Annotated in this window: 17 protein-coding genes and 1 pseudogene; 9 read left to right on the top strand and 9 right to left on the bottom strand. The window is 69.5% G+C overall.

Going from position 1 to position 25,121, the window contains the following annotated elements; all coding sequences use genetic code 11:
* Positions 1–998, bottom strand: a pseudogene (locus tag ENSA5_RS27715) (hypothetical protein); the annotation flags it as partial.
* Positions 999–1,242: 244 nt separating this feature from the next.
* On the opposite strand from ENSA5_RS27715, the gene ENSA5_RS27720 reads away from it, so the two are divergent.
* On the top strand, positions 1,243–3,642 hold the full coding sequence (locus ENSA5_RS27720; RefSeq protein ID WP_106394704.1) for an ATP-dependent DNA helicase: 2,400 nt from the start codon (positions 1,243–1,245) through the stop codon (positions 3,640–3,642).
* A 19-nt stretch (positions 3,643–3,661) separates the two neighbouring features.
* Here the strand turns inward: ENSA5_RS27720 and ENSA5_RS27725 are convergent, their stop codons facing one another.
* Positions 3,662–4,813: a Vps62-related protein gene (locus ENSA5_RS27725; protein ID WP_146156185.1), complete on the bottom strand. Its 1,152-nt coding sequence runs from the start codon at positions 4,811–4,813 to the stop codon at positions 3,662–3,664.
* 413 nt (positions 4,814–5,226) lie between these two features.
* On the opposite strand from ENSA5_RS27725, the gene ENSA5_RS27730 reads away from it, so the two are divergent.
* The gene (locus ENSA5_RS27730; RefSeq protein ID WP_106394706.1) at positions 5,227–5,424 is read left to right on the top strand and encodes a hypothetical protein; all 198 of its coding nucleotides are present in this window, start codon (positions 5,227–5,229) and stop codon (positions 5,422–5,424) included.
* Positions 5,425–5,518: 94 nt separating this feature from the next.
* A complete protein-coding gene (locus tag ENSA5_RS27735; protein WP_146156186.1) occupies positions 5,519–6,022 on the top strand; it encodes an EXPERA domain-containing protein in 504 nt (167 codons plus the stop codon).
* Here ENSA5_RS27735 and ENSA5_RS38370 read toward each other — a convergent pair.
* On the bottom strand, positions 5,985–8,150 hold the full coding sequence (locus tag ENSA5_RS38370; protein ID WP_181198206.1) for a hypothetical protein: 2,166 nt from the start codon (positions 8,148–8,150) through the stop codon (positions 5,985–5,987). The genes ENSA5_RS27735 and ENSA5_RS38370 overlap by 38 nt on opposite strands.
* Before the next feature lie 644 nt (positions 8,151–8,794).
* A complete protein-coding gene (locus ENSA5_RS27745) occupies positions 8,795–9,694 on the bottom strand; it encodes an SMP-30/gluconolactonase/LRE family protein (RefSeq protein ID WP_181198207.1) in 900 nt (299 codons plus the stop codon).
* Between the two features lie 360 nt (positions 9,695–10,054).
* Between ENSA5_RS27745 and rpe the strand changes: the two genes are divergently transcribed.
* The 3 genes from rpe to cdd are packed head-to-tail and all read left to right on the top strand — an operon-like array spanning position 10,055 to position 12,151.
* Entirely contained in the window at positions 10,055–10,750 is a 696-nt protein-coding gene (rpe, locus tag ENSA5_RS27750) for a ribulose-phosphate 3-epimerase (RefSeq protein WP_106394711.1), read from the top strand.
* A gap of 35 nt (positions 10,751–10,785) precedes the next feature.
* Complete coding sequence (locus tag ENSA5_RS27755; protein ID WP_106394713.1) at positions 10,786–11,211, top strand: hypothetical protein; 426 nt, start codon at positions 10,786–10,788, stop codon at positions 11,209–11,211.
* 37 nt (positions 11,212–11,248) lie between these two features.
* Positions 11,249–12,151: a cytidine deaminase gene (gene cdd / locus ENSA5_RS27760; RefSeq protein WP_181198208.1), complete on the top strand. Its 903-nt coding sequence runs from the start codon at positions 11,249–11,251 to the stop codon at positions 12,149–12,151.
* Positions 12,152–12,450: 299 nt separating this feature from the next.
* Here the strand turns inward: cdd and ENSA5_RS27765 are convergent, their stop codons facing one another.
* Complete coding sequence (locus ENSA5_RS27765; RefSeq protein ID WP_106394718.1) at positions 12,451–14,487, bottom strand: tetratricopeptide repeat protein; 2,037 nt, start codon at positions 14,485–14,487, stop codon at positions 12,451–12,453.
* A 720-nt stretch (positions 14,488–15,207) separates the two neighbouring features.
* Entirely contained in the window at positions 15,208–16,632 is a 1,425-nt protein-coding gene (locus ENSA5_RS27770) for a hypothetical protein (protein ID WP_146156187.1), read from the bottom strand.
* A 405-nt stretch (positions 16,633–17,037) separates the two neighbouring features.
* Between ENSA5_RS27770 and ENSA5_RS27775 the strand changes: the two genes are divergently transcribed.
* On the top strand, positions 17,038–17,472 hold the full coding sequence (locus ENSA5_RS27775; protein WP_181198209.1) for an MAPEG family protein: 435 nt from the start codon (positions 17,038–17,040) through the stop codon (positions 17,470–17,472).
* Positions 17,473–17,768: 296 nt separating this feature from the next.
* Here the strand turns inward: ENSA5_RS27775 and ENSA5_RS27780 are convergent, their stop codons facing one another.
* Both ENSA5_RS27780 and ENSA5_RS27785 read right to left on the bottom strand, forming a co-directional pair.
* Positions 17,769–19,181: an RICIN domain-containing protein gene (locus tag ENSA5_RS27780; RefSeq protein WP_181198210.1), complete on the bottom strand. Its 1,413-nt coding sequence runs from the start codon at positions 19,179–19,181 to the stop codon at positions 17,769–17,771.
* Positions 19,182–19,548: 367 nt separating this feature from the next.
* Positions 19,549–20,943: a sodium-dependent transporter gene (locus ENSA5_RS27785; RefSeq protein ID WP_106394726.1), complete on the bottom strand. Its 1,395-nt coding sequence runs from the start codon at positions 20,941–20,943 to the stop codon at positions 19,549–19,551.
* Positions 20,944–21,016: 73 nt separating this feature from the next.
* On the opposite strand from ENSA5_RS27785, the gene proB reads away from it, so the two are divergent.
* Together proB and ENSA5_RS27795 are read left to right on the top strand one after the other, a co-directional pair.
* Complete coding sequence (gene proB, locus ENSA5_RS27790; RefSeq protein WP_106394728.1) at positions 21,017–22,213, top strand: glutamate 5-kinase; 1,197 nt, start codon at positions 21,017–21,019, stop codon at positions 22,211–22,213.
* The gene (locus tag ENSA5_RS27795; RefSeq protein WP_106394729.1) at positions 22,210–23,529 is read left to right on the top strand and encodes a glutamate-5-semialdehyde dehydrogenase; all 1,320 of its coding nucleotides are present in this window, start codon (positions 22,210–22,212) and stop codon (positions 23,527–23,529) included. Before proB ends, ENSA5_RS27795 begins: the two co-directional genes overlap by 4 nt.
* A 111-nt stretch (positions 23,530–23,640) precedes the next feature.
* Here the strand turns inward: ENSA5_RS27795 and ENSA5_RS27800 are convergent, their stop codons facing one another.
* Entirely contained in the window at positions 23,641–25,101 is a 1,461-nt protein-coding gene (locus tag ENSA5_RS27800; protein ID WP_181198211.1) for a hypothetical protein, read from the bottom strand.
* Between the last annotated feature and the right edge of the window lie 20 nt (positions 25,102–25,121).

Here is a 25,121-nt window from a genome sequence, read left to right on the forward strand (position 1 = left end):
CCTCCATCCCCGGTGTCAGGGCAGCCACCACCAACGCACACGGGGATCTCGGTCGAGCGCTCGTTGCCGTCGGCATCCGTCGCGGTAACCAACAGCGTCACAGGCCCATCACCGAGCCCGAGGCTGTTCCAGCGATAGGGAAACGCCTCATCCACAGCCGGCGGCGCGTCGAGGCCGACGACCTCGAGCTGAGCCGTGATCCCCCCGAAGGCATCCTCGATCTCGACGACCACATCAAAAGGCGCGACCACGTCGGCCCCAGGCTGCGGCTCGATCACCACGATCTCCGGCGCCCCGTCGTCAACCCGCGCGCCGATGTTGGCGAGCAGATCCGCGCTGCTGTTTTGCTCGCCCATCGAGCACTCGGCGTGGACACAGCCCGAGCCGCCGCCGTCGAGGTTGGCGCAGGCGTCCCCGAACTTCAGCGCGGAGTTGCTCCACCCCGACATCACCTGGCCGTTGCCGGCGATGTTCTCGAGCCCCCAGCCGTAGCCGAGCGCGCCCAGGGTATGAAAGGCCACGCGCTCCGGGTCGAGCTGATCGTCCAGGTCGAGGCAGCCCCAGTACGCGAAGGAGATCGCCGGGCCGCTGGCGTCACCGCAGTCCGAGAGCCCGACCTGCGTCGAACAGGTCCCGCCGAAGGAGCTCATGTGATCGTCGGCGCTCCCGAACACCACCATGTCGTAGGGGCCCGTGGCCGGCCGCTCGCCCACGAAGACGATGTCGAACGCGACGCTGGTGTCCTTGAGCAGCGCGAGCAGCTCGGCCTTTTGCTCGTCCGTCGCCCCGACCCAGCCGTCGAACTCGGTCATCATGTAGCCGTTGACGTTGACCGTATCAGTGCTCGGGTCGTTGACCGCCCCCGCCTGAACCGTGACCGGGTCGGTGTTGACGTAGACGACACGGCTGGCCTCGGCGTCGGTCGGCAGCAGCACGAGGACGCCCGCGGCCAGCGGGGCGAGGGTCAGCGGGGCGAGGATCCAATACAGGCTGCGCATGGGACCGATGGTACTGCCGAATCAGGCCGGGCGCCTCCAGTCGAAGGCTGTGGAGACGAGCACCCCAGCAGTGACCGGACCCGCGCGCCCGTCGATCGTCCGACCAACCAACCCGCGCGGCGCTTTCTTGGTCGTCTCCAACTCGCAGAGCTCGATCGCTGGCGCCGCCGCCTGTAGGGTCACCCGCATGTGGGTATCGCGGCCCCCGGGCTGCTAGACTCCGCGTCGACGCCGAGGAGATCGCATGCGCTACGACGAGGAGCGACAGACGCTCGAGCTGAGCGTGCGCGAGCTCGCCTTCGAGGCGCGCGAGCGGGGTCTGGTCGCGCCCGCGTTCGCGCGGCTTCGGACCGAGCTCGGCCGCGTCGTCCATCGTCGAGTCCAGCGCGAGTTCGGGCCCGGCGAGACCGAGGTCCCGCTCGAGCTGGTCCGCGAGATCGACGGCGTCCGCTGCCGTGTGCGCGGGCGCGCCGACCTCGTCCGGCGCCCGGAGCCGGGCGCGGAGTCGGGCTGGGTCGTCGAGGAGATCAAGAGCGTGATCGGGCACGACGCCGACCACGAGCGCCCCGGCGCCCAGTTTCAGGTCCAGCTCTACGCGCTCGCGCTGATCGAGGAGGCCGAGCGCGCCGGGGCCAGGGCCGAGCGCGTCGAGGCCCGGATCGTCCTGGTCGAGCTCGAGACCGACGCCCGACAGACGGTCGAGGTGCCCCTCGAGCGCGCGTCGGTCGAGCGGCGACTCGACGAGTCGCTCGCGCGCCAGCTCGCGGCCGCGCGCGCCCAGGCCGAGCTCGCGCGGACCCGGCGGGCGTCGGCCGAGACGGTTCGCTTTCCCTTTGCGTCCTTCCGGCCCGGCCAGGCCGAGCTGCTCGACGCCGTCGGCGAGGCCCTCGCGCAAGATCGCCCCGTGATGCTCGCCGCGCCGACGGGGACCGGCAAGACGGTCGTCTCGCTCGTGCCCGCGCTGCGTGAGGGGCTGCGGCGCGAGGCCTCGGTCTGGTTCCTCACCGCCAAGACGACCCAGCGCCAGCTCGCCGCCGAGACCTTCACCGCCGTGCGCGAGGCCTCGGGCGCGAGCTTGCGCGCGGTGGTCACCCGGCGCAAAGAAGACATGTGTCCGCCCGGGCACCTGCGCTGCCACCCCACGACCTGCCCGCTGATCGCCGAATTCTCCGAGCGCGCGGGCCCGACCCTGGCCGAGCTCGCCGACGAGCCCCTGCTGACCCCCGAGCATCTACTCGAGCGCGGGCGCGCGGCCAAGCTGTGCCCCTACGAGCTCATGCACGCGCGGATCGAGCAGGCCGATCTGGTCGTCGCCGACTACGCCCACGTCTACGATCCCCGCCGGAGCCGGGCCTTCGAGGGCCCCCGGCTCGTCGTCGTCGACGAGGCCCACAACCTCGTCGACCGGGCCCGGACGATGACCTCGGTGTTCGTCCCGGGTCGGCTGCCCCCGCTCGAGCGCGCCCCCAGCTGCGCCGCCGCGCTGGCCTCGCTCGGGCGCGAGCTCGACGACGTGATCAACGAACACGCGCGCGCGGCCGCCGAAGACGAGCGCCCCGCCCACGAGGGCCAGACCACCGTCGAGCTCGACCCGGGCACCTGGCAGGAGCTGGGCCTCCGGGCCGGGGTGCTCGCGCTTCGCTACGCCAACGAGCGCGCGCGCCTCGGCGAGCTCGACCCGCGCGACCCGGTGCTCGAGGCCCTCGAGGCGATCGCCCACCTCGGTGAGCTCGCCGGCGATCCCGATCCGGCGCTGACCGCCTACCTCGCCGGGCCCGAGGCCCCGCGCGGCGCCGGGGTCGGCGTGCTCTGCCTCGACCCCGGACGGCGGCTCGAGCGGGTCCATCGCCAGCTGGCCGGGGTCATCACGATGAGCGCGACGCTCGAGCCCCTCGACTACTTCGCCGACGTCCTCGGCCTCACGCGCCTCGACCCCGCGCAGCTTTGCGCCGCCTCATCCTTTCCGCCCGAGCATCGCTGCGTGTGCGTGGTCCCTGCCGTGCGCACGACCTTCGCCGAGCGCGACGAACACACCCCCGCGATCGCCCGCAGCATCGTCGAGGTCCTCCGCGCCCGACCGGGCAACTACGCGGCCTTCTTCCCCAGCTTTCGCTTCCTCGCGAGCGTCGCCGCCGCGCTCGGGCGCGACGCGCTCGGCGAGGTCGAGCTGCTGATCCAGCCGCCCGGAGCCAGCGAAGCGATCCGGGCCCGCTTCCTCGATCGCCTGACTCGCGCCGAGCGGCCCACCTTGTTGCTCGCAGCCACCGGAGGGGTGTTCGCCGAGGGCGTCGATCTTCCCCATGACGCGCTGATCGGGGCGATCGTCGTCGGCCCGGCGCTGCCAGCCCTGAGCTTCGAGCGCCTGTTGATGCAGGCCCATCACCAAGCCCGGCGCGAGGCCGGCTTCGCCTACGCGATGGCCTACCCCGGGATGCAGCGGGTGATCCAGGCCGCCGGCCGCGTGCACCGAAGCCCCGACGACCGCGGGGTGATCGTGCTGCTCGGGGCGCGCTTCGCCGAGCCGCCCTTTTGCGAGGCGCTCCCAGGCCACTGGTACGACCACGCGCCCGCCGAGCTGCTGACCGAAGATCTCGACGCCCTCGGCCAGCGGCTCCGCCGGTTCTGGGCCCGGGCTTCGACCTGACCCGGTGCGACCCGAGCCGCTACTCGAGCTCGGGCCCCCACACCCCCTTCGAGACCGGCCCCGTCGGCCCATTCTCGAGCCGACACACGCCGATCAGATCGGTGATGTCGATCGGGATGCCGAGGACCGAGCAGTCCTCCTCGTTGCCCCAGCGGTAGATCGGCCCCATCCCCGGGACGGCGGGATCGCCCGCGCCCGCGTCGGTGAACTGGTCGCTCATCCACACCGGCCACTGGGCGCCGCCGATGCCCGCCTGCCCGCCGTAGTCGAGGGCGACCATGTTCGTCCACGTGTCCCAGGCCACGCCCGCGCTGGTCTGATCGGTGAGGTCGGCGCAGATCAGGGTCACGCAGACGTCGAAGAAGGTCTCGCCGATCGACTGGTACACGTGATCGCCGGGCCCAGCCCACAGCCCGTGCGAGCCCCAGGCCGAGTACACGACCGGGTGCGTGCCCTCGAAGAGCTCGACCTCGCCGCTGTCCCAGTCGTAGGCGCCACCGAAGCTGTGCGCCGACAGATAGACCTGGCTCGGCGTGTAGCCCTCGTCGGCGTTGCCGAGCAGGCGCACGGTGATGTGCTCCCAGTCGCCGACATGGTTGCCCCAGATCGTGTCGGCGACCGACTTGCCCCGGTTGTAGGGATAGTAGAAGAAGTAGACCAGATCGACGACGTCGCCGCCCTTGTCGGCCCAGAAGGCGTAGACCGGCGCCGTGTCGAGCTCCCCCGCGAAGAAGGGCAGCGTGTCCGAGGGGCTGTCGAGCGAGGCGATGCTTCGAACCGAGTGCTTGCCCTCGCCGTCGATGAAGCGCTCGAGCTCTGGAAACGCGAACTCGACCGAGGACGGCCAGTAGATCTCGTTGGCCGGAAACCACACCCGCGGCGCGTAGGTCTCGAGCTCGACCTGGCGCGGGTCCGGGTCACCGTCGCCGTCGCCGTCACCGTCACCCGTATCGCCGTCGCCGTCACCGTCACCCGTATCGCCGTCGCCGTCGCCATCGCCCGAGTCGCCGTCACCGTCGCCATCGCCCGAGTCGCCGTCGCCCGAGTCGCCGTCGCCCCTTTCATCCGTCTGCGTGGTGTCCGTACCTTGGCCGTCATCGCTCACGAGATCGACGGGATCCACGCACCCGCTGACCGCGAGTGAGCCCACGAGGATCAGATACCTGTTCATTTTCACAGCCTCGCAGATTACTACGGAGACCTGGGCTGTAGGTGGCCGAGACTCGCGCAGGACACGCCATAGCTCAATATCGCGCCTAAGCGAAGACCAGTGGGGCGTAATGCAACACACACACTTATCTTTTGTAGCGCGGGCTACATCCACACGTAGCTATCAAACTGACATCAGCGACTTTGTAGTTGAGTTCACAAAGCTGTTCATTCAGCGTGACTGTACTTTGGTACGAAAGATCTAGAATACTCACTCAGATCAGCTCTCTCGTGTGAAATCAAACCAAAGAAAATGCAGAAAAGCCGGCCCTTTGCGCACAACCTCACTGGTCTTAAGGACATGTCCTTTGGTACAGTTTGGGTGTGTCGGACAAGACGTCCCGTTGGGGCGATTCCGAACACCCGGAGACCACCATGAACCTTCGTGAAGTCAACCTCTCGTCCCGCTCCCTGATCCCGGCGGCCCTCGCGGTCCCGATCAACCGGGGCCCGGTAGACCTTCGGCTCCAGGAAGAGCGTGATCGGCGCCGCCGCGAGCACGAGAACGAGACCGGGCACATCGTCGACAGCACCCCCGCGCGCATCGACTCCTCGGTCAACTTCTTCATCTGAGCGGTCACACACCAACTTTGACGCTGGCCGCAGCCGCACCTGGAGGTGCAGGCTGCGGCCAGCGTACGTTTGGGCATACTCGCCGGTGTTGCAGATGCGCGAGCCCATCCCCCTGACCGAGCGCCGTCACGATCGCTGGTTGATCCTCGCGTTCTTGGTGTTCGCGTCGACCAGCTTGTTCGTCGACCGCCTCGCCGCCCTCGACGTCGACGTTTGCGGCCAACGAAGCATGTGGGGTGCGCTGTGCTGGTACGGCCGCGCGATCGATCCCCTGTTTCTGGCCAACCCGCAGTGGCTGCGGGTGATGTCGGGCATCTCGGCGTGGGTGTTCGGGCCGCTCTACCTGGTCCTGGCCTGGGCCTTTTGGCGGGGCGTCGACGCAGCGCGGGGTCCGGCCGTCGCGTGGGCCGTCGCGATGCTCTACTCCCTCGCGGTCCATCTGTGGATGGAGTTCTTTGGCGAGCATCCCCCCGTCCGACCAGCGCTGCTGCTCGGGGTCTACCTGCCCTACGTGCTCGTGCCCGGGTTGGTCCTGTGGCGCCTGCGTGCTCCACACGCGTTCACGCGGGTGAAGCCTCGCTCTGCGTCGCAGCCTTAGCGTCGCTCGGCTCGTCGCTCGGCTCGTCGCTCGGCTCTTCGCTCGGCTCGTCATCGCTCGGGGCGACGCTCAGCTCGTCAACTCGGGGCACCACCCGCCGGAGCTCTTCGAACAGCGAGACGACCGGGTCCACGGCCTGGCGGACACCGCCGGGCTCGAACTCGTCGCCGCCGCCAGCATCCTCGCCGCCGTCCTCGAGCTCCGCGTCGCCGGCCCCGGCGAGCAGATCATCGCCCGGCTCGAGCTCCGGTTGATCGGTGATGAACCCCGCCTCGCGGTGCACGCCGCCGACGCGCCCGGCCCCACCGCGGCTGGACAAGCCCGAGCGAGTCATCGGCGTGGCGCTGTCGGCGAGCTCGACTTGGGCGTCGTCGGTCTCAGCCGCGCTCGGCTCGTTGGGGTTGAGCTCCTCGCTGGGGTCCTGGCCCGCGTCGGCGAGCTCGGAGCCCGGGTCTGTTGCGAGCTCTTCGCTGTGGTCTCCACCCGCGCCGACTCCCCCCTCGCTCGCCAGCTCGGTGGCGCGCCACGGGCCCACCCCGACCCGCGCGAACACGCGGAGATCCAAGCTGCGCTGAAGGGGGCGGTGCGCTTGCAGATCACCCCAGGCTTCCCCGAGCGCGTCGCTGAAGATCTCGACGCCGAGCTCCTCGGACTCGCGCTCGAGCGCGAGCGCCTGGGACAACATCGGGACGTCGGCGAGCGGGATCACGTAGCGATCGACGAGGACCGCGACCTCTTCGGGCGAGAGCTCGAAGTGGCTGGCCAGCTCGCGGTCGATGCTGGTCCCGACCGCGTTGCGGTAGTCGAAGCGGCTCCACTGATCCTGGACCGACTGCAGCATCCGCGTGCGCAACAAGCTGGCGATGTTGCGGTAGGTGCGGTTCTCGTGCCCGCTGATGCCGCGATCCATGCGGTTGTAGAGCGAGGCCATGAGCTGGTCGGCGTGCCACTCCCACGGCGAGCTCAGCGAGTAGGGCCCGACCATGCCCCAGGTCACCGCCGGGCTGTCGCGCAGGAAGTCGCTGCCCGACTCGCGCTGGACGTCCTCGAACCACGCGGCCCACTCGTTGGGCGCGGACCCACGGTAGAGGTAGCGCGGGCTGGTCGCGTAAAAGTGCGGCCAGTAGAGGCGGTGGTGGTAGCCCTCGCCGAGGGTGTTGTCGTCGACCTCCCAGCCGAAGCGCGCGAGGCTCGTCGTGAAGCGGCCGGGCGGGAAGTGCATCTTCTTGTTCTCGGCCAGGAGGTTGGACTCGTCGAAGTCCTGGGCGAGCTGCCAGGCGTGGTCGACCTCGTGGACGAGCAGCCCGAGCAAGACCAGCGGCGGCGCGCCCTCGAGGCTGCCCGTGTAGACCGTCAGGGTCTGGGTCTGCGCGAGCATGAAGCCGTTGTCGCCGAGGTCGGGGCTGATCAGCAGCTGGTCTTCGACCGCGATCGTGCGCAGGGTCGGCAGGCGCTCGCGGAACACATAGCGGAGGGTGTCGTCGACCGCCTGGGTCAGCTCGGGCGTGAACCGGGCGCTGCGCTCGACGAGGATCACGCCAAAGTCGCGGAACAGCCCGGCCTGAAGCTCGGGCAGCGGCTCGGCCTTGCGTCGCGACCAGTCGAGGTGATCGGGGATCCCGTCGCCGTCGCGGTCGGCGAAGCTGCCGGGCTTGTCGGGCACGCCGTCACCGTCGGTGTCGACGCCGCCGACGTGGCGATCGTAGGGGGCCGAGTCGTAGACGTTGCGGATGCCGTCACCGTCGACGTCGATGTCGCCCTCGAAGAACTTCCCGCGGTACTCGCTGATCCGATAGTCGAGCACGCCGTCGTCGTCGGTGTCGCGGGTCGCAAAGGCGAGCAGCTCGACGTCGTTGCCGAACAGGTCGCGGAGCTCGCGGACCTCGACCGGGGGAGCTTCGGCGAGGTTGTGCTCGAGCCGACGCAGCTCGCGGGCGCTCGGCTTGGGCGGCGTCGCGTTGTTGCGATAAAATACGTGCTCGAGGCTGCGGCGCTGCTCTTCGGCGCGCTCGCTGGGGCCGAGCTCGAGGCCGCCGCTGGGGACGACCGGTGTGCGCGTATAGTTGCGCCCGCTCGTACAGCTGAACACCACCAGCAACAGCAGCAGCACGCCGAGGCCCCGGGGCATCCCGTCCCCTGACCCTCGGTCTCGGCGCCTGAACCACCCGCGGCGGCCCGTGTCGCGCGACGCTCGGCCTGTCGACCGGTCGTCTTTGCGAGGCTCGAGCCGTGCTCTGTCCATCGAGTCCAAGCTACCACCCTCCAAGCTGGCTGCACGAGAATCGTGGTCTTTGCGCGGTCAATGACGACAGCGTGAACGACTCGACGCACCCGCTGTGATCGTGGTGTCAGCCTGCGTCAGACGCCATCGAGCGCCACGACAGGGCGGACGCCCGCGCCTTGCACTGGCGACGGTCGCAGCCAGGTCTGGCATGATTCGCGGACTCTCGACCCCATGGACCACGCAGGCCCCGGGATCGGCCCCGGACCGGCCCATGACTGCGATGTCTCGGGGGGCCCGCGCGCTCGACCACGCAGCTCGCACGCGAGCTCGACGCGGTCAAGAAAACGGCGCGATCGAGGCGGCGGTGCGCAGGCGGGTTAGAGCTTTCACACCTGCGAGGTGACGGGTGCGGTCGCCCCCCGGCCAGGCCACGCGGAGCTCCGTGGCACGCGCAGGCGCCTGGCAGCCCACGCGTTGTTCACGCTCCGTGGCCGTGCAGGCGCGGGACCGGGGCGAGCGAACCAGTTTCTGGCCGGGTGCCTCGGGCTCTACCCGCCGACTTTGATGCGCAGCAAGCCGACCGGCGCGTCTGGACCCCCGCCAAAGCCGAAGTTCACGACGTACAAGGAGCGCCTGTCGCACCTGCGCTGGCCGAACGCGACGGTCGAGGGGAAGAACAGCCCGTCGCTGCCGTCGGCGAGGACCGTGGCGCAACCCGAGTCACGATCAATTCGCATCAACTCCGAGTGGTAGTTCGACACGAGTATCACGTCGCCGTCTTTCTCCAGCGCGATCCCGTCGGCGCCGCGGAGGTGCTCACCCGCGGCGAGGACCGAGAGCGCGCCGGCCTCACCGTCGTCGTCCTCGATCTCGATCAACGCCGGGACCTGGGAATTGACGACCAACACGCTGTCGGTGTGCTCGTCGTAGGCGATGCCGTTGACCCCGATCGGGAAGGGCACGGGCGACATGTCGACGTCACCGAAGAGCAGCGGATCCTGAACCCACAGCTCGGCGACGTTGGAGCCCTCCTCGACCTTGTAGACCGCGCCGCTGATCGACTCGGTCACGTACATGTTGCCCTCGTCGTCGAAGGCCAGGTCGTTGGGGAACTGGTCGGCGGTGAAGGCCACGACCCGGGTCGCGTCGCCCTCGTCGTCGACATGCCAGATCCCGGAGGTCTCGTCGTCGAAGGACCCGAGCGCGACGTAGAGCTCGTCGTCGTCGAAGGCCATGCCGAGCAAGAAGCCCCCGCCCGGGTCGAGCTGGGCGAAGCTCTGGCCGACGTGGGTCTTGCCGTCGATCCGGCGGAGCTCGCCGGTCCCGGCCAGGGTCACGTAGATGTCGCCATCGGGCGAGACGGCGACCCCCTCGGGGTACTCGCCGACGGACGCGTCGTAGCTCTCGATCACCTCGACCTCTGCGGCCAACGCGGGCGCGGAGCCCAAGAGAATCATAGTTGCGACTGCATACTTCATTGCTCGACTCCGATTGTACCGCTCACCGAAAGAAGTGAGGCGATTAATGTAGTGCCTCATGGAGCACATTCGATCAATCGAAGAGAGCATGTTCAATCGACGCGTTCCGTCCACACTGTATGATCGCACACAACATTCGCAGTCGACCCGCATCATATTGGGCCATTCAGTTTTGCTCACACTTCCACACATTCGTCGCAGGTGCCCCCAGGCCCCGCGCTCCCACCGCGGCGAGCTGCGCGACGACATCGAGTGCCTCGACCGCCGCTGCGGGGTTGACGGAGGCTGCGCACCGAGGACCTCGCCCCCGCGGCCGTGTTAGATCGCCGCATGCCCACCCCCGCGATCGCCCCCTCCATCCTCAGCGCCGACTTCAGCCGCCTCGGCGAAGAAGTTTGCGCGATCGACCAGGCCGGCGCGGACTGGATCCACGTCGACGTGATGGACGGCCGCTTCGTGCCCAACCTGACGATCGGGCCGATGGTCGTGCGAGCGCTGCGACCGGTGACGGCCAAATACATGGACTGCCACCTGATGATCGTCGAGCCCGAGAAGTACGTCGGCGAGTTCGCGGCCGCGGGCGCCGACGGGATCACGGTCCACGCCGAGGCCTGCCCGCACCTGCATCGCAACCTTCAGCAGATCCACGACCTGCCCCACCACGGTGGCGATCGCGTCCGCGCGGGCGTGAGCCTCAACCCGCACACCCCGATCGAAGCGGTGCTCCACGTGCTCGAGCTGTGCGACCTGGTCTTGCTGATGACCGTCAACCCCGGGTTCGGGGGCCAGCGCTTCATCCCCCAGGTCCGCCCGAAGATCCGCGCCCTGCGTGCGGCGATCGACGCGCGCGGGCTCGCGACCCGCGTGCAGGTCGACGGGGGCGTGACCGCGGCCAACATCCACGAGAGCGCGAGCGACGGCGCCGACACCTTCGTGGCCGGGTCGGCGGTGTTCCGGAGCAAGGAGCACCCTGGCGACTACGCCGGGGCGATCGCCGCCCTGCGCCGCAACGCAGCGAACGCATGATCAGGACCGCACGCCACCTGGGCTATGCTCCGCCCGTGGCCAAGTCCGACTACCGCCCCGGCCGCCGACGCAAGCCGATCGTCTCGCTGCTCCTCGACTGGGCCGCAGGCGTGCTGATCGGGATCTTGCTGGTCATGCTCGGCGCGGGCGTGGTCGCTGTGGCCGTGGCACCGGGTCTCGAGCGCCTCGGCGCGCTGGTGATGATGAGCTTCATCGCGTGGCCGATCGGCGCGGCCCTGGGCGTGTGGCTGTGCGTCGGTCGGCCGCTCACCGCCCGCGGGTTCGGCTACGGCTTGGGCGTCACGCTGGCGGGGGTCGGCGTGCTGATGCTGCCCTTTTGGCTCGACGTCGAGTCGGACGTCCTGCGGGGGATCGGCGGGATCGCGGCGCTGATCTGTGCGCCGGGCTTCGCCCGCGTCGGAGTCGCGCTGGCCCGGCGCCGCGAACACGCGCTGGAGTAGCGACGCTTTTTGGGACCAACTGCGCTACCATCGTGGGGTGTTGCCGCGCACGCCGACGGTCAAGCGCCTCGACGCGCGCCTCAGCGGCCCGGGCAGCGTGGCGATCGTCGAGGCCGAGGAGCTCGCCGCGCTCGAGCGTGAGACCGGGCTCGACGAGTCAGCGCTGATCCTCGCCTCTCTCGCCTGGGCCCAGCGCTGGGCTCGGGCGCCGCTGTCAAAGTTCGAGGTCGGGGCCGCGGCCCTCGGCCAGTCCGGGCGGCTCTACCTCGGGGCCAACCTCGAGTTTCGCGGGCTCCCGCTGTCGCAGACGATCCACGCCGAGCAGTCGGTCATCGCCCACGCCTGGGCCCACGAGGAGACCCGCCTGAGGGTGATCGCAACCTCGGCCGCGCCCTGCGGCTTTTGTCGTCAGTTCATGCTCGAGCTGCCCGAGCCGCGACCGCGGCTGCTGCTCGCCGACATCGGGCCCACGACCCTCGCCGAGCTCCTGCCCTCGGCCTTCGGTCCCACCCAGCTCGGACGCACGCCCGCGCTGCTGTGCGCCGGGCCCCACGGGCTGCGCTTCGTCGCCGAGCCCGCCGACATCGCCGAGCCCGAGCTCGCGCGCGCAGCCCTGGCCGCCGCCGAGCGCAGCTGCGCGCCCTACACCGGGGCGCTCGCAGCCGTCGCGCTCGAGACCGACGACGGCCACCGCTTTTGCGGCGCGGTCGCCGAGTCGGTCGCCTACAACCCCACGCTCGCGCCGATCCAGGCCGCCATGATCGCGGCCCACCACGGCGGCGCGCGGCTCGAGTCGATCACCCGGGTGGTGCTCGTCGAGCTCGAGGGGGGGCCGGTCTCGCAGCTCAACCTCGCCCGGCAGCTCGTGGCCCAGGTCGCCCCGGGCGCGAGCTTGAGCCGCGAGCTGCTCGCGCGGATCCCCAGCGATCCTCCGGCTTGACCGCCTCCGTGGCTTCGCCAGAGGCTTGTCGAGGTCTCTTCGGTTCCAGGGAGCTCGAGCGGCGAAGCCCCCTCCGCTCCCCCCAAACGCTCACCTCTCGGCTCGTATTGGCCCTAGCACCCCGGGCTGCTAAGTCATTCAGCTTGTTCAATTCAGCGCTTGATTGAGGTTTAGCAGCCCGCGATGTGCGTCCGGGTCATGTCGAGGATCCGATCGAACAGCCGCAATTCAGCGACCGGATCGGACACGAGCAGGCGGACTCTCCCGTCCATCATGCCCTCACGGATCGGGTCGACCGGTCATTCGTCGTCGACGGCGGCCCCGTCGACGAGCGCGCGAAACTCCGCGCGCTCGCGGATCGTCTCGAAGTCCGGGTCGCCGGCGATCAGCTCGCGGCGGCCGGGCTCGAGCTCGAGGGCCCGCGCGAGCGAGGTGATCACGTCGGCCAGCGGCGCCCCAGTCCTGGCCAGGACGCAAGCCCGAACGTAGGGCACGTGCCAGTAGTCGCTCGCGAGCTCGGCGGCGAGCTCGACCGCCGCGAGGGCGTCGCCATAGTGGCCGAGGTTGCAGTAGCAGCTTGCGAGCTCGGACATCGCGTGAACCGAGCCGGGGGCGAGCTCGACGGCCTCCTCCGCGAACGCGAACGCCTCGCGATGGAGCCCGCGCAGGGTGTGGGCCGCGCAGCGCCGAAGCACGAGGGCGTACCACGCCGCGCGCTCGCCCCCGAGCCGCGCGACGGTCGCGAGAGCCCGCACGAACCACGCGTCGGCGTCCGCGTAATTGGCCTCCCCGCCGCGCTCGAGCAGGCGATTGCCCTGGTTGAGCATCGCCCTAATCAACTGGCTCGAGTCGAAGTTGCGACGGTAGCCCCCGGCCCCGGTCTCGCGGGCACGCTCGACGGCGCGCTCGAGCAGCTCGATCGCCCGCGGCCAGTCTTCGCGCCTGAACGCCGAGGCTCCGAGCTCGCTGAGCGCCTCGAGGTGGTCGGGCTGACTGTCGAGCAGGGACTCGAGCAGCGCGTCGCTGCCCTCGCGCTTGGCCTGACGCAGGAACAGCGCGTGGGCGGTGTAGACATCCCCGCCGAGGGGATGGAGCGCGTGGACGCGCTCGTAGAAGCGGACGGCGAGTTCGGTCGACTCGGCCACTTCGATCCCGTGGCACATCTTGATGCGAAACAGCTCGGCCCACACGAGCAGCTCGCGCGCGAGCGCCTCGCGCCGGGCCTCGGTCTCGACGAGGCCATCGAGCGCGTCGAGATAGACCGCGAGCAGCTCGCGATAGAGGCCGCTGCGGTGGAGCAGCTCGGCATGAACGGCGAGGCCGCGCCCGGCCGCGCGGGCGCTCACGCACAGCTCGAAGGCCGCGCGCGCGTGCTCGCGGGCGCGCTCGTGCTCGCCCGCTCGGTCGGCGAGGAGCGCGAGCAGCTGGTGGGCCGCCTGGTGTTCGGGGTCGGCGTCGAGGACCTGCTCGAGCCACGCGGGCGCGCCCGCGTCATCACCGGCCTCGATCGACGCGAACGCGCCCGCGAGCAGCGTCTCGGGATCGGCCGTCAGGGCCGCGTGGCGCTCGAACCACTCGCGCGCCTCGGCCGGCCGTCGCTCGAGCCGCAGGAGGCGAGCCATCTGGGCGCAACACATGGCCTCGCGCTCGTCGAGGGCGAGCGCGCGCTCGACGTAGCCACGGCCGAGCTTGCGGCTCTTGCGACGCTCGCCCTTCGATCGCGAGGGGTGCTCGGCCCGCCCGAGGTGGTACGCGGCCCAATCGGCGAGCTCGCGGGCGGCGAAGCGGACCCAGGCCCGGTCAGCGGGCCGCGCCTGAGCCTCGCGCTCGTAGTAGTCGGACAGCCCGTCGACGAACTCGTTTTCGGCCCACCCGCGCTCGAACACGAGCTCGCCGTCGACGATGCGATAGGCGTCGACCCAGGTGTTGTAGTCCTCGCTGATCACGAACCGACAGTCCTCGACGTGAGGCGCGAGCTCGACGATCCTCCGATAGATGTTCTCGTAGCCGGCGTAGTTGCGGTCGGCGTCGTGAGCGAGGCGCACGAAGATCCGTCCGGGCGGGACCGGCTCGAGCACCGCCCCGCGGTCGCCCTTCCACGTCTTGTCGACCGCCTCGCTGGTCATCGCGCGAAAGAACCCAAGCAGCCGGTCAGAGAAGCCCTCGAAGATCGCAGCAACGGCGTCCTCGGCTTCGGGCCGCACGAGCAAGAAGGCCTCGCACGCCGTGCCCCAGACCGGAGTGATCTGCCCGACCTTGAACTCGCAGCGATACTCTTCGTCGTAGTCGCCGATCTCCGCCTCAAACGTGGGACCGTCTAACTTGGCGTTGGCCATCCGCCATTCTCGCAGCCCCAAACGACGACGTCGAGGGTGTCGACGGCCTCGGCATGATGTAGGAGCTGGCAGCCCGGAGACGGGGTTTGTCTCTGTGGCAAAGCCCGAAAGCGCCTGCGGGGGTCTTAACCAGCCCCCTTCCAGGGGGCCACGCACCCAGATAGCGAAGCTCATACCAGCCCATCGAGCGAAGGAGCGAAGCGACGTAGCGACCGGCCGCGCAGCGGCCGTGCATGGCAAGGTCCGCAAACGGCCGGGGGGGTCTAAACCAGCCGGCCACGCACCCAGATAGCGAAGCTCATGCCAGCCCATCGAGCGAAGGAGCGAAGCGACGTAGCGACCGGCCGCGCAGCGGCCGTGCATGGCAAGGTCCGCAAACGGCCGGGGGGGTCTTAACCAGCCGGCCACGCACCCAGATCGCGAAGCTCATGCCAGCCCATCGAGCGAAGGAGCGAAGCGACGTAGCGACCGGCCGCGCAGCGGCCGTGCATGGCAAGGTCCGCAAACGGCCGGGGGGGTCTAAACCAGCCGGCCACGCACCCAGATCGCGAAGCTCATGCCAGCCCATCGAGCGAAGGAGCGAAGCGACGTAGCGACCGGCCGCGCAGCGGCCGTGCATGGCAAAGTGCGAAAACGGCCGGGGGGGGGTCTTAACCAGCCAAGCCCGCGCTGGAGCTCCAGCGCGGGCTTGGTCAGCTGCTAGCTGCTAGCAGCCCAGGCTCAGGGCGCGGTGCACACGTCGGCGACGCAGGTGTTCGGGTCCTCGCACTCGCTGTTGTCGTCGCAGGCATCTCCGACGCTGCCGTCGGAGCAGGTCAGCGAGACGTCCGGGCAAAACGGCGCCATCATGGTGCAGTCCGAGGAGAACACGCAGGGGTCGCCCTCGTTGCCCGCGTTGCAGACGTTGCCCACGCAAAAGGGAGCCTCGGCCACGCAGTCGTTATCGAAGTCGCAGGGCTGGCCCTGGAGGCCGGTGCTGCACGCACCGAGGGCGCAAAATGGGGCCTCGGCCTCGCAGTCGTTGTCGAAGTCGCAGGGGTCGCCCTCGTTGCCGGGCTGGCACGCGTTCATGACGCAGTGGGGCTGGTCCATGCCGCAGTCGTTGTCGAAGTCGCAGGGCGCCTCGACCTCACCGCTGTTGCACTCGCCGAGTCCGCAAAAGGGGAACTCGTCGCCGCAGTCGTTGGGGTTCTCGCAGGGGTCGCCCTCGTCGCCGTTCCAGCAAAAGCCCGCGACGCAAAAGGGCAAGTCGTTGGGGCAGTCGTTGTTGTCCATGCAGGCGTCGCCCTCGGCCTCCTCGGCGCAGCCCGACTCGACGACCATCGAGCAGACCCCGGCGCAGGTCGGGGTCCCGATCTCGAGGCCGAAGTCCATGCAGGTCACGCCGCCGAGGTCGTCGCCGTCGCAGACCTCGGGCTCCTCGATCATGTCGTTGCCGCACTCCTGATCCACGCACTCGACCTCGTCGATGGTGCAGTCCTCGTTGCACGACAGGTCGCCACCGAGCCAGCCGAAGTCGACGCAGGTCACGCCGCCAAAGTCGTCGCCGTCGCAGCCCTCGTCGCCCTCGACGACGCCGTTGCCACACTCGGCCATGACGCAGGCGGAGTCGTCGGTGGCGGTGCAGTCGTCGGCGCAGGCGAGCTCACCGTCGACGAAGCCGAGATCAACGCAGGTCTGGCCGCCGAGGTCGTCGCCGTCGCAGACCTCGTCGCCTTCGACGACGCCGTTGCCACACTCGGCGCTCGTGCAGGCCGAGGTGTCGAGGGTGCAGTCGTCGGCGCAGCTGAGCTCGCCGCCGATGAAGTCGAGGCCCTCGCAGGTCTGGCCGCCGAGGTCGTCGCCATCGCAGGCTTCGTCACCTTCGACGATGCCGTCGCCGCAGCTCGGCCCGGTCTCGGTCGTGTCGGTGGTGTCGGTCGAGGTCGCGTCGGTGGTCTCGGTCGAGGTCTCAGTCCCGGTCTCAGCGCCCGTCTCGGTCGCCGCGTCGGTCCCGGCTTGGTCGTCGGAGCAGCCCAGGCTGGCAATGCAAGTCGTCAAGGTCAAGGCGCACAGAAGTCGCGTGGTTCGGAGCATCGCCGCGATGATCACAACTTCGCCGCCGAACACCAAACGGTTTTGGTCGTCCTGTGCGCTGGTTCGCATGGGTGGCCCGGAGGTCGGGAGCAGCCCGATCGCGTCGCTGGGTGTCGCCGCGGATCGCCAGCCGAGGCGACGCCGCGTCCGTAGGTCCACGAGGTCGATGCAGATCGCGCAAAACCCGCGAGCGGCGCGAAGTGTGATTCATCGCGTCGCCTCGCGCCAGAATTTTCGTCGAGGCTGTGGTAGCCGCGCTGCGACCTCGGGGGCCGACGCGCTGGGTCTCACCACAGGCTGCTAGCAGCCCGTGGTGCAATGCCTCGCGCCGCCTCGCTTGGCCTCTTCGCCGAGGGCTTTGTCGCCAAAACTTGCAGTACGCCCGGTACAGCGGCGTCTTGGCTTCGCGCCCTCGGCGAAAATTCCGGCGCGAGGCGACACGATGCATTGCACCACGGGCTGCTAGGCTGCCGCATGCACGTCCAACCGGAAGCATTTAACGTCTACTTGATCTGCGTCGCGGCCTTGGCCTTCAACCTGTGGTTTCTCGTGTTCATGATCGGGGCACGGCGCGCCAAGGCCAAGCAGTTCGTCAACCCCGAGGACGCCAAGATCTTCAAGGGCGAGGCGGTCGCGCGGGACGCCGAGGCCGTCGAGCGGGTCAAGGCCGCGCACCGCAACGCCCTCGAGAACATCCCGATCTTTGCGATCCTGGCGCTGCTCTACGTCATGACCGGCGCGTCGAAGAGCAGCGCGATGGCCTACTTCGTGACCTTCACCGCGTCGCGCTGGCTCCACTCCTTCATGTACCTCGGCGGGCTCCAACCATTTCGGACCTTGACCTTTGCGCTTGGGCTCCTCGTCAACATCGGGCTCTCGATTCAGCTGCTGCTCGCGGCCCTCGCCTGAGCGCTTCGACGCGGGGCGACGCGCTAGCAGCCCGGGCTGCTAGCTTCCGACGCGGGGTGACGCGCTAGCTTCCACCGCAGGCTGCAGCTCAGGCCTCGAGGGTGCCCTGCGGCCGAGCGCGGGACGGGCTCCTGACCGCATACTCCAGTGTTGTTGAGACATTCAGTTGTTTGAAGGTGACTCTTGGGACCTGTCACCCGCTGACTCGCGGCTCGTCTGAGCCGCGAGTCAGCGGCGTGCCCGGCCCGAGCTCACGACCTCGGGCCCAAGCATCCGGCGGGGGGGACGATGACCCCTCAGTTCCCGATGATCATGTAGACCAGCTCGTAGAGCGAGTCTTCGGCCTGGGAGCCGACGTAGGCGGTGAACACCTCTGAGCCGTCTTGGACCAGCTCCATGCCAGTGGCGTCGACGCGGAGCTCGCCGAGGACGTCGTCGCCGCTCCCGCTGTCGTAGTCCATGAGCTCCAGGCTCAAGGTCCCCGAGAACGGGATCACGAAGTTGAGGTCGACCCCCTCACCGCCCTCGAGGGGGTGGTAGTCCGCGCCCGACGGCCAGATCTTGGAGCCCTTGCGGATGTAGAAGTCATCCTGGTCGCGGTCGGAGTCGATCCACTTGGCGAGCTCGGCACCGCCACCGATTGCGCCGCCAATGGCGGCGACGAACAGCCCAGCTTTGACCTCGCCATTGAACATGAGCTCGACCCCTAACTCGGCGGCCCAAGACCCGACGTTGGAGAAGAAGTCGGCGATGTCGACCTCGATGCCGACCGCCGGCCGGATGCAGCGGACCATGACCAGGAAAATTTGCAGATCCTCGTCGGCCTCGACCCAGCGGACGTGCTCGAAGGTGAGCGGGTAGCCCTCGGTTGGGGTCGGTCGCCAGTGTTCCCAGCTTTGCGGTACCGGGGCCGAGGCGGTCACCGCTCCATCGTCCGCGGCCCTGACCCACTTACCGTGGGCGCCGCGCAAGGCGATGGCCTCGTCCATGAGCACAGGCCCCGGCTCGGTGCTCCCGTCGGTCCGGGTGACCGTGAAGGTCTCCCAGCTGTCGACCTCGACGGCGGTTGCGACCAGCCCGCCGTCGGGCTTGGCCGAGAGGTAGGTCTGGTGGTGAGTCTGGAGGCTGACCTGGTCCCCGTAGCTCAGGGCCCGGTCCTCGACGCCCCCGATCCGGTCGAGCACGAAGCCCTCCCACGATTTGATGTGGGCGACCACGTTGGTCAAGGTGCCAGTCGGCGAGGCCGACAGCTGCTTGCCGTGGTCGGAGCGAAGCGCGATCCGCTGGTTGTCGTGGAGCACGGCGCCGATCTCCCAGCGCTGGCCGTCTGCCTTCGACCAGCGCCGCTGGACCGGCGGGGCGGCGGGGCTCGGGGCGGACAGGGCCTGGCCGCTGTGACCCACGAGCAGCCGGCAGCCACCGCCTTCGAGGGTCTGGATCTCCCAGCGCTGGTTGTCGCCGCCGTTATCGGCCCAGGTAATTACAGCGGCACCTTCATCGTGCGAGACGCCGGAGACGTCGAGACAAAGGCCGGTATCGACGTTGCGAATCCGACCATTGGTGTTTTCGATGATCCACTGTTGATTGGGCGCTCCGGTCCACTCGCGTTGCTCGACGCTGCTGCCGGAGCCGAGTCCCGTGAGGACGAGATTGGTCTGCCCGTCGTAAATGACGACGTGCTGTTGGGGATGAACGGTGAGCTGTGTCATGAGCCTAGAGTCGGCCGCAAAACCCCGCGAGGGCCATGACATCGACATGACAACGCCGCGGCACTCTGGCGCGCCTGGCCTCGTGATTGGGCGATACGCTCTGCCGCCCCCCCCGAAAGGACGGGTGTATGGATCGCACGAATCGCGTGGGAATATGTGTGACGTCAATTCACGCAACAACACGCGGCGCGGCGCCCAACCTCGCTCCCAAAAAGGCGTGGACCGGGTTGGCCAGACATGGACCTCCTGCCCCAATTACTGACCTTGGTACTGGGTCGTGTGCTCATGAACGAGGCCGTCATCGAGCCCGCGTTCTCGCGTTGCTTGGCGTTGTGGTCGCGCGCATGTTCGATTTAGGGCGAGCCCCTCAGCCCTCGGTCAGGCCAAGCATCTCGAACAGCCCGATCGCGTGGAACATGATCAGCACGATCGCTATCGGCACCGCCCAGCGCAGGACCTGCAGCCAGGTCACGTAGAGCCCCGCGAGCTTCCCGAGTCGCGAACCAACCTCGAACTGAACCCGCCGGGCCTCGTCGCCGAGGCGCCAGGCCGCGAACATCGAGACCCCGAGGCCGCACAGCGGTAGCATCCAATTGCTCGACACATAGTCGAACAGGTCGAACCAGTTCTTGCCGATCGCGCCCTCCATGCCCGCGCCGAACACCTCGCTCGAGGCCGTGAGCGCCGAGGGGACGCCGAGCAAGATGATCACGCCACCGGTGACCGGGACCGCGACCGAGCGCGACCAGCCGCGCTCATCGATGAAGTAAGACGCGGTGACCTCGAGCAGCGAGATCGCCGAGGTCAAGGCCGCGAACACCAGCAACAAAAAGAAGGTCACCGCCCAGATCGTGCTGCCCGGGAGCTGGGCGAAGGCGATCGGGATGTTCTGGAACACCAGGCTCGGCCCGGCCGCGGGCTCCATGCCGTAGGTGAAGGTGATCGGGAACAGGACCAGGCAGGCCATCAGCGCGACCGCGGTGTCGAGCAGCGAGATCGCGACCGAGGCCGAGACGATGTCGTCGTCCATTTTGAGGTAGGAGCCGTAGGTCAGCATCGCGCCCATGCCCACGCTGAGCGTGAAGAAGCTGTGGCCGAGGGCCTCGAGCACGCTCCCGGCCCCGAGCTTGTCGGTGTGGAAGCCGAACACGAAGGACAGGCCCTCGCCAAAGCCCTCCAGCTGGCTGGCGTAGACCAGCAGCGCGATGAACATCAAGAGCAGCATCGGCATCAGCACGCGCGCGGCGATCTCGACGCCCTTTTGAACCCCGCCGATCACGATCGCGATCGTCAGCGCCATGAACGCGACGTGCCAGAGGATCGCCCCGGTCCCGTCGCCCGCGACCTGGTCAAAGCGCCCGGCGAGCGTGGCCGGATCCCCGCCGCTGATCTCGCCCTTGGCCGCGAGCACGGTGTACTCGAGGGCCCAGCCGGCGACGACGCTGTAGTAGGACAGGATCACAAAGCCCGCGAGCACGCCGATCCAGCCGACGCCCTGCCACAGGGTCTTGTCACCGGCGAGCTTGCGGAACGCCCCGACCGGTGAGCGCTTGGTCATGCGCCCGAGCATGACCTCGCCGATCATGATCGGCAGGCCGACGAAGGCGATGCAGATCAGGTAGATGATGACGAACAGCCCGCCGCCGTTCTCCCCGGTGATGTAGGGGAATTTCCACACGTTGCCGAGCCCGACCGCCGAGCCAGCGGCCGCGAGGATGAAGCCGAGCCGGGAGCCCCACTCGCCACGTCGGTCCTGCGCCATTCGCTCGGTTTCGCCGTCTGTGTCGGAGCTGTCAAGGGTTTCGGGGGCCGCCCTCGCCCAGTAGAGTCGGGCCGTGAGCGACTCGGGCTCGAAGGGCGCGCGCGGGCGCCTCGCACAGGCGCAGCGGATCGTCGTCAAGTTCGGCACCCACGTCGTCACCCACCACGGCCGCGAGTTCGCCCTCGGTCGAGTGTTCGCGCTCGTCGAGGCGATCGCGGGGCTGCGCCGCGCAGGCAAGGACGTGCTCGTGATCTCGAGCGGCGCGGTCGGCCTCGGCCGCCGGGCCCTGAAGCTCGACGGACCCCTCTCGCTGGGCCTGCGCCAGGCTTGCGCGGCGGCGGGCCAGGGGCGGCTGATCTCGCTCTACACCCAGGCCTTCGCCCAGCTCGACGTCGAGGCCGCGCAAGTCTTGCTGACTCAGGACGACCTCGCCGATCCCGATCGCGCCCTGTGCCTGCGCACAACCTTGCTGCGCCTGCTCGAGCTCGGGGCCGTGCCGATCCTCAACGAGAACGACTCGGTCAGCGTGCGCGAGATCGTCGAGCAGCGCGGGACCGAGCGAAGCACGGTGTTCGGCGACAACGACGGGCTCTCGGCCCGGGTCGCCGCGGCCGTCGACGCCGACCTGCTCCTGCTCCTGACCGACGTCGACGGCCTCTACACCGCCAACCCACGCAGCGACCCCGAGGCCCGGCGGATCCCGACCCTCGACGCGCTCGACGGCGAGGCCTTCGCCCAGGCGCTCGCGGGCGCCAGCGGCACCAGCGGCGCGGGGACCGGGGGCATGCGGTCCAAGCTCGCGGCCGCGCGCATCGCCTGTGAGGCCGGCGTCGACGTGCTGATCGTCGACGGCCACGCCGAGCGCCTGCTCGAGCGGGCCCTCGCGGGCGAGGACATCGGCACGCTGATGCCGAGCCCCGAGCGCCGCAACCGACGGCGCCGCCGCATCGCCCTGGCCCGCTGCGAGGGCGCGCTGGTCGTCAACGAGGGGGCGATCCGGGCGCTGAGCGAGACCAAGGCGTCGCTGCTGCCGATCGGTGTGATCGCCGTCGAGGGCAACTTTGGTGTCGGCGGGCTCGTCGAGCTGCGGGACCCAAGCGGCCTCGCGTGGGGCCGCGGCATGGTCAACTACGACAGCCACGCGTGCCGCAAGCTCGCGGGCCACCACAGCCGCGAGATCGATCGGCTCTTGGGCTGGCGGGGCTACGACGCCCTGGTGACCCGCGACAACCTGATCTTGCAGGATCTCCCCCAGGAGCCCGATCCATGACCGAGCCCAACACCATCGAGTCCATGGCCGCGGCCGCCCGGCGCGCGGGCAAGCAGCTCGCAGCCCAAACTGGCCAAGCCCGCGTGGCGCTGCTGCAGGCGCTGGCCTCGGCCCTCGAGGCCCCCGCGCGCGCCGCCGCCTTGCTCGAGGCCAACCGCGCCGACCTCGAGGCCGCGAACGCGGCCCTGGCCCGGGGCGAGCTGTCCCCTGCCCTGGTCGCGCGCGTGGCCCTGACCGAGTCGAAGCTGGCCGCGCTCGCCGACGGTCTGCGCCAGCTCGCCGCGATGCCCGAGCTGCTCGGGGCCCGCCAGGTTCACCGCGAGCTCGACGAGGGCCTGGTCCTCGAGCGGGTCAGCTGCCCGCTCGGGGTCCTCGGGGTCGTGTTCGAGGCCCGGCCCGACGCGGTCCCGCAGATCACCGGGCTCGCGCTCAAGAGCGGCAACGCGGTCCTGCTCAAGGGCGGCAGCGAGGCGCTGCGGACCAACCGGGCGCTGGTCGAGCTGATCCACGCGGTCCTCGGCGAGCACGGGCTCGACCCGGCCTGCGTCGGGCTGCTCGAGGACCGCGCGGCCTTTCGCGGCCTGCTCGAGTGCCACGCCCAGGTCGATCTGATCATCGCGCGCGGGTCCGGGCGCTTCGTCCAGCTGGTCATGGACTCGACCAAGATCCCCGTGCTCGGCCACGCCGAGGGCCTGTGCCACCTCTACCTCCACGCCGACGCCGAGCCCCTGCGCGGGGCGGCGATCGCCGTCGACGCCAAGTGCTCCTACCCGGCGGCCTGCAACGCGATCGAGACGCTGCTGTGGCACGCCGAGGCCCGCGACGCGACCCGGGCCGCGCTCGCCGAGCTCGCGGTCCGCGGCGTCGAGCTGCGCGGGGATCCGGCCACGGTCGAGCTCGCGCAGCGACTCGACATCCAGCCGGCGACCGAGGAGGACTGGGGCACCGAGTACGGTGAGCTGATCTTGGCGGTGCGCCAGGTTGCGAGCCTCGACGAGGCCCTCGCCCACATCGAGCGCCACGGGTCCCGCCACACCGAGGCGATCGTGTCCACGAGCGAGGCCGCCGGCGAGCAGTTCGTGCGCAGCGTCGACGCGGCCTGCGTGTTCGTCAACGCCAGCACCCGCTTCGCCGACGGCTATCGCTTTGGTCTGGGCGCCGAGGTTGGGATCGCCACGGGCAAGCTCCACGCGCGCGGACCGGTCGGCGTCGAGGGGCTGCTCACCTACCGCTGGCTGCTGCGCGGACAGGGCCACATCGCGAGCGACTACGGTCCAGACAAGAAGCCGCTGCGCCACCGCGACCTGGAAAACTAGCAGCCCGGGGTGCTAGGCCAGCACGAGCCGCAAGGCGAGCGTTTGGGGTGAGCGGAGGGGGCTTCGCCGCCGCAGCGAGGGACCTTTTTGAAAGGCCCCCTGAAGACTAGGCTAGAACACGTCCGCTTCGATCAGGCCGATGACCTCCGCCTGGCTGATGTCGCCGGCGTCCATGCTCAGCGACACGCCCTCTTCGTAGTCGTCGTTGAGCCCGGTCATCCACTCGTCGCTGGGGATGAAGTAGCCGAGCGCGTCGCCAGCGTTGCCGAGCACCGCCTTGTAGGGCGCGCTCATCACCTCCTTGATCGGGAGCCCGCAGCGCGTGAGCGCCTCGCCGGGGAACGCGACGATCTGAACCTGGGTCCCGAGCCGCACGTAGGCCGACTGGGTGATGACCGTGCCCGTGAGGCCCCGGAACATGAAGTCGTAGTCGAGGATCCCGAGCTGGGCGGCGAGGTTGAACAGGGCGTTGTCGACGACCAGCTCCCACTCGGCATAGTCGTGGGCCATGATCGGCTCGACCGGGACCGCGTCGGCGAGCATCAGCTCGGCCTGCTCGGCGACGTGGCCGCCGTACGCCGCGGCCTCCTCGAAGTCGTCGGCGTACATGCCCGGGGGCACGCTCGGGCTGACGTCGCCGAGGATCCCGTTGAAGAACACGACCGGCGCGCCCGTGCTGGCCTCGAGGCTGTCGACGGCGTAGCCGGGGTAGTCCCGGGAGATCTCGGTGTTGTCGGACCCGATGATGACCGGGTGGGCCGCGAACGACATCATCGTGCCGAGCAGCGCCGCGTCGTCCTTGGCGTGGGCCTGGAGCACGAAGATCGTGTCGTCGGTCATCGGCCAGTCGCGGCGGTTGCGGTTGAGCGCCGTCGAGTTGCTGACGCTGAGCTCCGCAGGTTGGCGGGTCTGCCAGGCCGCGAGCATCGAGCCGACGGTCTCGTTGATGACCATCGTGCGGTAGCTGTCGCCGACCCCGCCCCACAGGCCCTGAAAGTCGGGCCCGGCGTGCGAGTGGGTCGTGGCCACGATGATGCGATCCTCGGAGAGCCCGGTCAGGTTGGCGGCCTGGCTGCGGATCTGACGGGTCCAGTGGTTGCCCATGCCGATCGCGTCGACGACCGTGAACACCACCCCCTCGTCGCCGAGGCCGACGGCCATCGTGCGCGCGTAGGGGGCGTCGTGGACCGCGGTGGCGGTCCCGCCGACGAAGGGGGCCCCGAACCCGCCGAGGTAGATGCTGTCGAGCTGCTCGTCGGTGGGCTCGACGCTGCGCACGTCGAAGCCGACCCAAAACTCCGAATCGCCGGGGTCGGGGTCGCCGTCACCGTCACCGTCTCCATCGCCGTCGCCGTCACCGTCGCCGTCACCCGGATCACCGTCGCCGTCGCCCGGATCGCCGTCGCCGTCACCAGCGTCTGCGTCGCCAGAGTCGCCGTCGCCGTCACCGCTGGTCGCCTCGCTGCCCGCGGTGTCGCCGGTCTCCCCCGGGTCGCTGACGGCGTCGTCGGCACAGGCCGGGAGCAGCACGAGGGACAGGCAGGACCAAAAACCAATATGACGAATCAACATGACAGCAGCTCCTCGCTTTG

Origin of the sequence: Enhygromyxa salina (genome assembly GCF_002994615.1) — a bacterium.
In the GTDB taxonomy this organism is placed as follows: domain Bacteria; phylum Myxococcota_A; class Polyangia; order Nannocystales; family Nannocystaceae; genus Plesiocystis; species Plesiocystis salina_A.

Coding starts and splice junctions, on each gene's coding strand:
- ENSA5_RS27725 (WP_146156185.1), bottom strand. CDS start 4,813: ATGAACAGGTATCTGATCCTCGTGGGCTCACTCGCGGTCAGCGGGTGC.
- ENSA5_RS27765 (WP_106394718.1), bottom strand. CDS start 14,487: ATGGCCAACGCCAAGTTAGACGGTCCCACGTTTGAGGCGGAGATCGGC.
- ENSA5_RS27730 (WP_106394706.1), top strand. CDS start 5,227: ATGAACCTTCGTGAAGTCAACCTCTCGTCCCGCTCCCTGATCCCGGCG.
- rpe (WP_106394711.1), top strand. CDS start 10,055: ATGCCCACCCCCGCGATCGCCCCCTCCATCCTCAGCGCCGACTTCAGC.
- ENSA5_RS27780 (WP_181198210.1), bottom strand. CDS start 19,181: ATGACACAGCTCACCGTTCATCCCCAACAGCACGTCGTCATTTACGAC.
- ENSA5_RS27720 (WP_106394704.1), top strand. CDS start 1,243: ATGCGCTACGACGAGGAGCGACAGACGCTCGAGCTGAGCGTGCGCGAG.
- ENSA5_RS27735 (WP_146156186.1), top strand. CDS start 5,519: ATGCGCGAGCCCATCCCCCTGACCGAGCGCCGTCACGATCGCTGGTTG.
- ENSA5_RS27775 (WP_181198209.1), top strand. CDS start 17,038: ATGCACGTCCAACCGGAAGCATTTAACGTCTACTTGATCTGCGTCGCG.
- ENSA5_RS38370 (WP_181198206.1), bottom strand. CDS start 8,150: ATGCCCCGGGGCCTCGGCGTGCTGCTGCTGTTGCTGGTGGTGTTCAGC.
- ENSA5_RS27785 (WP_106394726.1), bottom strand. CDS start 20,943: ATGGCGCAGGACCGACGTGGCGAGTGGGGCTCCCGGCTCGGCTTCATC.
- ENSA5_RS27770 (WP_146156187.1), bottom strand. CDS start 16,632: ATGCGAACCAGCGCACAGGACGACCAAAACCGTTTGGTGTTCGGCGGC.
- ENSA5_RS27795 (WP_106394729.1), top strand. CDS start 22,210: ATGACCGAGCCCAACACCATCGAGTCCATGGCCGCGGCCGCCCGGCGC.
- ENSA5_RS27800 (WP_181198211.1), bottom strand. CDS start 25,101: ATGTTGATTCGTCATATTGGTTTTTGGTCCTGCCTGTCCCTCGTGCTG.